Below are 6,744 nucleotides of genomic sequence, written 5' to 3' on the forward strand. Positions count from 1 at the left end.
GCGGTCAGCACCATCGTCTCGATGAACTCCTTGTCCTCGAGGAACTCCCGGTCGCCGGTGTCGGTGTAGGGGTAGGTCGAGTCGGACTCCTGCGGGTAGATCAGGCTGTCCGCCACGGTCATGCTGGTGTAGCCGGCCGCCTCCGCCGCCTGGGCCAGGGGCGCGTAGTACAGGGCCTGGGTCATCGCCTCGGCGTAGGTGAACCGCATTGCCACAGCCTTTCCGGTTCCTGGGGAGGTCGCTCTGCGACCGTCTCGAAGGATAGAACGTGTTTCAGTTTCGTGCCAGACTCGGTCCATGGAGCAGCAGGAGCTGAGCGACCGCCAGGAGATCGTCGACCTGATCACCCGCTACACGCGCGCGGTCGACACCCGCTCCTGGGACGACCTGGACGAGGTCTTCACAGACGACGCCGTCCTCGACTACTCGCCGGTGGGCGGACCGGCCGACGTGCCGCGCGTCGTGAAGCCGTGGATCGCGGAGGGACTGGCCGGCTTCGACCGCTACCAGCACATCATCGGCCAGGTCTCGATCGAGCTCGCGGGCGACGAGGCGCGGGCGACGGCGTACTTCACCAACCCGATGGTCTCGATCGACCCGGAGGGACGCGAGAAGCTGTGGGAGGTCGGCGGCTACTACCACCACGAGCTGCGGAGGACTCCGCAAGGATGGCGGTCGACGCGGCTGCTCGACGACGTCGTCTGGACGAGAGGGTTCTGACCATGGCCGATCCGAAGCCCCGCCCCAAGGGGCTCGAGTCACCGGCGACGCGCCGGATCATGAAGTACGCCGGCCGCGCCCACGTCGCGGTCTACCGGGCGACCAAGGGGCGGATCGGAGCGACGTTCCGCGTGGGAGCCGCCTTCCGCAAGCCTGCGCCCGTCCTGCTGCTCGACCACGTCGGCAAGAAGTCGGGCCGCACCTACACGAGCCCGCTGCTCTACCTGCTCGACGGTCCTGACGTCGTGGTCGTCGCCTCGACCGGCGGCATGGCCAGGGATCCGCAGTGGTACCGCAACCTGATGGCCCATCCGGACACCCAGCTGCAGATCAAGGGCGACGTACGCCGGGTGCGCGCCCGCACCGCCTCACCCGAGGAGCGGGCCGCCCTCTGGCCGCGGCTGGTCGAGACGTACGCCGACTACGACAACTACCAGTCGTGGACGGACCGGGAGATCCCCGTCGTGATCCTCGAGCCCCGCTGACCCGCGCTCCCGTCCACCCGTCGTCGGGATTGGTGCGGGATCGGTCAGTCGGGGACAATGGCGGGGATTCCTGAACCCGAGAGCAGGGGAGTGAGCAGCTCGTGCCCGACCGAGTCCTTCCGGACGGCGAGAAGCACCCCGTGGCCGCGGGGCTCCTCGCGCTGGTCGGCGTCGGCCTGGTGGTCGGCCTGATCGTCGGCCTGGCCGCACTCGCCGGCACCCGCATGCTCGGTCTCGACGGCGAGGACGCCTCGGCGCAGTCCACCTCGCAGGAGTCGCTCTACCTGCCGCGTCCCGAGAAGACCACCGGTCCCAGCGGCCCGCTGATCACCCTGGCGCCGGGGGCGACCGAGTCCCCCTCGGAGCAGCCGTCGAAGAAGCCGGCCGCCAAGCCGTCGAAGAAGCCCGAGAAGGAGATCTCCCTCTCGGCGTCCCAGTCCTCGGTGGCGCCCATGGAGCAGATCGACCTGACGGGGGTCTACCCCGGCGGGGAGGGCGCGATCCTGCAGGTCCAGCGCTTCGAGGGCGGCTCGTGGCAGGCCTTCCCGGTCACGGTCTCGGTCAGCGACGAGACCTTCGCGACCTACGTGCAGACCAGCCAGGGGGGCGTCAACCGCTTCCGCGTCGCCGACACCGACAGCGGGCTGGTGTCCAACGACGTCCGGGTCACCATCGGCTGACGGGTCGCTACCCGGCCGGACCGGTCCGGCGGACGTCGAGCCGGTGGGTCCAGTAGCCCACCCATCCGGTCCCGAGCAGGCCGAGCACGCCCAGCACCAGGCAGGCGGCCGCCAGGGGCGCCGCCGCGGCGACGGCGCTGACGAGCAGCGGCCCGCCGCTGTTGCCGATGTCGCCGCACAGGCGCCAGCCGCCGAGGTACTGCGCGCGGCCGACCTCCGGGGCGGTGTCGGCGCCCAGCGTCATCACGATGCCGGAGCCCAACCCGTTGCCGACCGCGATCAGCACCATCACCGCGGTCACCCCGGCGACGGTCGCGGTGAGCGGGAGCAGGAAGCAGGCGATGGCGACGGAGAGGACCACGGGCACGGCGACCAGCGCCCGGCCCCGGCGATCCATCAGCCACCCGCCGGGGAAGAAGAACAGGACGTCGATCAGGGCCGCCGCCGCGAAGATCAGCGAGGTGGTGCTCGCCGAGATCCCGATCCCGTCCGCCCACAGCGGCAGCAGGCTGGCGCGGATCGAGCGGGACGCGCCGATCACGATCACGGCCACGCCGAGGGTGAGCAGGGTGTGCCGGTGGGCGGCCAGCACCGATCGCACGGACGCGTGCCCGGCCTCGCGCTGCGCCGTACGACTCTCGACGCCGAGGTCCGGCATCACCAGCGCCAGCAGGGCTGCGGCCACCGAGGTGGCCCCGGAGAGCAGGAACACGGCGCGGATGTCGGAGAGCGCGATCAGCAGGGCCCCGATCATCGGGCCGACCAGGACGCCGACCCGGAAGGTGCCGCCGAGCAGAGACATGGCGCGCGCTCGCCAGTACATCGGGACCGCCTCGATCAGGTAGCCCTGCCGGGCGATCAGGAACGCCGTCCACGCCCCGCCGCTGACCGCGACGCACACGCCGAGCTGCCACACGGTCGTGGACAGCGCGGCCGCCACCATGGCCACCGCATCGACGAGCCCCGCGAGCAGCAGCGTGGTCCGCTCGCCGAGGCGCGCCACCACGGCGCCGGCGGGCAGCGAGGTCGCCAGCATGCCGAGCGGCCACAGCGCCACGACGAACGCGGCCGTGCTCACGTCCGCGCCCAGCGCCCGGGCCTGCAGCGCCAGCACGGGCATGATCGCGCCGTACCCGATCGCGCTGATCGCGGAGGGTCCGTAGGCCGCGACCGCGATGTCCCGGAGCCGGAAGTCAGCCTCCCGTGGCGTCGCCACCCAGGGTCAGTCGGGGATCATGTCGAACGTGTCCGGATGGGGACCGCCCCGACCCTCCTCGCCGCGGTCGAGCGCGGTGATCGTCGACATGTCGTCGTCGGAGAGCTTGAAGTCGAAGATGTCGAAGTTCTCCCGCATCCGCTCCGGGGTGACCGTCTTGGGGAAGACGATGTCGCCCCGCTGCACGTGCCAGCGCAGGGCCACCTGCGCCGGCGTCCGGCCGAGGCGGTCGGCGATCCCGGTGATCGTGGGGTCGTCGGCGACCTTGCCGCGGGCGATCGGTGCCCACGCCTCGACGGCGATGTCGTGCCGCGCGCAGGCGGCGCGGACGTCCTCGTTGCCGAAGAAGGGGTGCACCTCCACCTGGTTGAGCACGGGCACGACGCTGGTCTCGGAGATGATCCGGTCGAGGTGCGACGGCTCGAAGTTCGAGACCCCGACGGACGTGGCCCGGCCGTCCTCGACGAACTCGGCCATCGTCTGCCACGTCGAGACGAAGTCGCCGTCGTAGCGCGTGGGCAGCGGCCAGTGGATGAGGAACAGGTCGACCCGGTCCAGTCCCAGGCGCGAGAGGGACTCGTCGAGCGAGCGCCGGGCGTCGTCGGGCCGGTGGAAGCCGTTGTTGAGCTTGGTGGTGACGTAGAGCTCCTCGCGCGGGATGCCCGAGGTGGCGATGGCCTCGCCGACCCCGGCCTCGTTCTGGTACATCTGCGCGGTGTCGATGTGGCGGTAGCCCACCTCGAAGGCGTTCAGCACCGTCTTGGCCGTCTGGTCCGGCGGCACCTGGAACACGCCGAATCCGAGCTGGGGGATCGCGGTCTGGTCGTGGAGCGTGATGGTGGGAACGGTCATGGCCCCAGCCAATCATGCCCGCGTCGGGCTCATCGACCGCCCGGTGGTCACCCGCGGCGGTGCCCGACGTCCTAGAGTCCGGCGCATGACCACGGTGGACATCCGCCCGTTCGAGGAGCCCGATGCCGCGACGATCGCCCGGCTGTCCACGACGGTGCAGTGGCCCTCGCTCACCGATGCGGCCGTGGTCACCGAGGTCTGCTCCGCGCCCGGTTCGGTCGCCTACGTCGCCCTCGCCGGCGACCGGCTCGTCGGCTGGGCGCAGGCGGTCGGCGACGGCGTCCTCCAGTCACACCTGAGCTTCCTGGCCGTGCACCCCGACCACCGTCGGCGTGGGATCGGCCGGCTGCTGCTCGTCGCCACCTTCCAGGCCACGGGAACCCTGCGGATGGACCTGGTGACCGACGCCGCCGCCGCCGGGTTCTACGAGCGGTTCGCGCACAAGCCGATGGCCGGCTACCGCCTCTACCCGGGAGCGTGACCGGTCACCCCGAGCATGGCCGCTCCGGCCGAGGCGCACTCCCGACCGGGGTGCACCCAACGAGGCGAACCGTGCCCGAGACGGGCGGATCGTGGGGAGGGCGACGCGTCTGCCTCGTGGTCGGTCCCGCTCCGGCGCGAGGAGGCGGGTCAGCCGAGTCGGGCGTCGAAGAACCGGACGGTGCGGTTCATCGCGGCGTTGAAGCTCGGACCGAACGCGTGCCCGTCGTCGTACCACTCCAGCCGGGAGTTCACCCCGGCCGCCACCAGGGCACGGTGCGTCGCGCGGGCCCACCCGGGTGGGCAGGTGTCGTCGAAGGTGCCGTGCACCATCAGCACCGGTTCGGTGATCTCGTCGAAGTAGGGGCGTGAGGAGTTCTGGCGCCAGAAGGCGGGATTCTCGGCCGGCGTCCCGTGCCGGGAGATCAGCTCGCTGCGTACGGCGGCGTCGTCGGGGTCGTCGGCCATGAACTGCCGGTAGTTCTGTGCCTCGCGCGAGGAGACCGACGCCCAGGGGGCCGCCGCCTGCACCAGGCCGGGCGCGGCGACCAGGGCCTTGAGGATCACCCCGCCGCCCATCGACCGGCCGAAGAGCGCCACCCGGTCGTCGTCGACAGGCACCTCCCGGGACACGCGGAGGGCCTTGACCGCGTTGATGACGTCGGCGCTGTAGCCGAGGCGCATCCGGTTCTGGTAGTTCGGATCGTCGTCGGACTCGGCGTGGTTGCGGTAGTCGACGTGCAACGCGATGTAGCCGCGGGAGGCGAGGTACCCGCGCTCGCGGGTCATGCCCTGGCCGCGCACGTAGAAGGCCGGGTCGATGTAGCCGTGGGCCAGCACGACCGCCGGGAACGGCCCACGGCCGGTGGGCACGTTGAGCACGCCGCTGATCGTGTAGCTCTCCTGGCCGCCCTGGTCGCGACCGGTGGTGCTGCGACTGCGGTAGGTGATGTCGTACGAGGTGTAGGCGGCCGTCTGCTCGCGCACCGCCCCGAGCCGCAGCCGGTCGCCGTGGTGGCGCTGCTCGGCCAGGCCGGGCACCGACACCGGCGGGACGGGCTCGGGCGCGCGGGTCCTCGTGGGTCGGGACGGGGACTGGGACGGGGACTGGGACGGGGACTCGGACGGGGACTCGGACGTCGAGGGGGCATCCTGGGGACTCTCCGCCGCGGGGCCGTCGTCGCCGGCGGGCCCACCCGTGCCGGTGCATCCGCACACCACCAGCACGAGGCTGGGCAGCAGGGTGGTGAGCAGTCCCGGTCGCACGGGTTCCATTCTGGGTGATCGCGCCAAGATTGACCCGCGTTCGGCGAGAGCGCCCGCGACGCCCGGCACCGGGTCAGGGGGAACAAAGCCGGGCCGGCGCTCGTTGAGCCACGTGACAGAGTTGAGTTGAAGCGACTCAACTTATTTGCCAGACTCGCCGCCCGCGGCGCAGGATGGCCCCGGTTCCTGAACATCTCAAGTGGAGGTAGCAAGCAATGGCACGTGCGGTCGGCATCGACCTCGGGACGACCAACTCCGTCGTCTCCGTCCTCGAAGGTGGCGAACCCACCGTCATCGCGAACGCGGAAGGCGCCCGCACCACCCCCTCGGTCGTCGCCTTCGCCAAGTCCGGCGAGGTGCTGGTGGGCGAGGTCGCCAAGCGGCAGGCCGTCACCAACGTCGACCGGACCATCCGGTCGGTCAAGCGACACATGGGCACCGACTGGTCGGCCAAGATCGACGACAAGACCTTCACGCCCCAGCAGATCAGCGCGTTCGTGCTGCAGAAGCTGAAGCGCGACGCCGAGGCCTACCTCGGCGAGCCGGTCACCGACGCCGTCATCACCGTGCCGGCGTACTTCTCCGACGCCCAGCGCCAGGCGACCAAGGAGGCCGGCGAGATCGCCGGCCTGACCGTGCAGCGCATCGTCAACGAGCCGACCGCGGCCGCGCTCGCCTACGGCCTCGACAAGGGCGACGACCAGACGATCCTCGTCTTCGACCTCGGTGGCGGCACTTTCGACGTCTCGCTGCTCGAGACCGGCGAGGGCATCGTCGAGGTGAAGGCCACCAACGGCGATCCGCTGCTCGGCGGCGACGACTGGGATCAGGAGGTCATCGACTGGCTGATCACGTCGTTCAAGAACGACCACGGCGTCGATCTCTCCAAGGACAAGATGGCCCTCCAGCGCCTCAAGGAGGCCGCCGAGAAGGCCAAGATCGAGCTCTCGCAGGTGCAGCAGACCCAGATCAACCTGCCGTTCATCACCGCGACCGACGCCGGCCCGCTCCACCTCGACTACCAGCTCACCCGGGCCAAGTTCCA

General features: G+C 71.0%; 8 protein-coding genes and 1 pseudogene. 5 read left to right on the forward strand and 4 right to left on the reverse strand.

What is annotated here, in order from left to right; translation table 11 throughout:
• Window positions 1-209: pseudogene (locus VFN12_RS04010) on the reverse strand (LLM class F420-dependent oxidoreductase); the annotation flags it as partial.
• Window positions 210-297: 88 nt separating this feature from the next.
• Here VFN12_RS04010 and VFN12_RS04015 point away from each other — a divergent pair.
• The 3 genes from VFN12_RS04015 (at window position 298) to VFN12_RS04025 (ending at window position 1,885) form a co-directional block, all read left to right on the forward strand.
• Window positions 298-720 carry a nuclear transport factor 2 family protein gene (locus VFN12_RS04015; protein WP_325117300.1) on the forward strand — a complete coding sequence of 141 codons (423 nt, stop codon included), beginning with the start codon at window positions 298-300 and terminating at the stop codon, window positions 718-720.
• A 2-nt stretch (window positions 721-722) separates the two neighbouring features.
• Window positions 723-1,205: a nitroreductase family deazaflavin-dependent oxidoreductase gene (locus VFN12_RS04020; RefSeq protein ID WP_325117301.1), complete on the forward strand. Its 483-nt coding sequence runs from the start codon at window positions 723-725 to the stop codon at window positions 1,203-1,205.
• 101 nt (window positions 1,206-1,306) lie between these two features.
• A complete protein-coding gene (locus VFN12_RS04025; protein ID WP_325117302.1) occupies window positions 1,307-1,885 on the forward strand; it encodes a hypothetical protein in 579 nt (192 codons plus the stop codon).
• 7 nt (window positions 1,886-1,892) lie between these two features.
• Here VFN12_RS04025 and VFN12_RS04030 read toward each other — a convergent pair whose 3' ends face one another.
• Both VFN12_RS04030 and VFN12_RS04035 read right to left on the reverse strand, forming a co-directional pair.
• Window positions 1,893-3,101, reverse strand: coding sequence for an MFS transporter (locus VFN12_RS04030; protein ID WP_325117303.1), 1,209 nt, complete (start codon window positions 3,099-3,101; stop codon window positions 1,893-1,895).
• A 6-nt stretch (window positions 3,102-3,107) separates the two neighbouring features.
• The gene (locus VFN12_RS04035) at window positions 3,108-3,953 is read right to left on the reverse strand and encodes an aldo/keto reductase (protein WP_325117304.1); all 846 of its coding nucleotides are present in this window, start codon (window positions 3,951-3,953) and stop codon (window positions 3,108-3,110) included.
• A gap of 85 nt (window positions 3,954-4,038) precedes the next feature.
• On the opposite strand from VFN12_RS04035, the gene VFN12_RS04040 reads away from it, so the two are divergent.
• Entirely contained in the window at window positions 4,039-4,434 is a 396-nt protein-coding gene (locus VFN12_RS04040) for a GNAT family N-acetyltransferase (protein WP_325117305.1), read from the forward strand.
• Between the two features lie 149 nt (window positions 4,435-4,583).
• Here the strand turns inward: VFN12_RS04040 and VFN12_RS04045 are convergent, their stop codons facing one another.
• The gene (locus VFN12_RS04045) at window positions 4,584-5,699 is read right to left on the reverse strand and encodes an alpha/beta hydrolase family protein (protein ID WP_325117306.1); all 1,116 of its coding nucleotides are present in this window, start codon (window positions 5,697-5,699) and stop codon (window positions 4,584-4,586) included.
• 215 nt (window positions 5,700-5,914) lie between these two features.
• Here VFN12_RS04045 and VFN12_RS04050 point away from each other — a divergent pair.
• The coding region (locus VFN12_RS04050) for an Hsp70 family protein (RefSeq protein ID WP_325117307.1) at window positions 5,915-6,744 on the forward strand (830 nt) is incomplete at its 3' end.

It is taken from the genome of Nocardioides sp., assembly GCF_035703625.1.
GTDB lineage: Bacteria > Actinomycetota > Actinomycetes > Propionibacteriales > Nocardioidaceae > Nocardioides.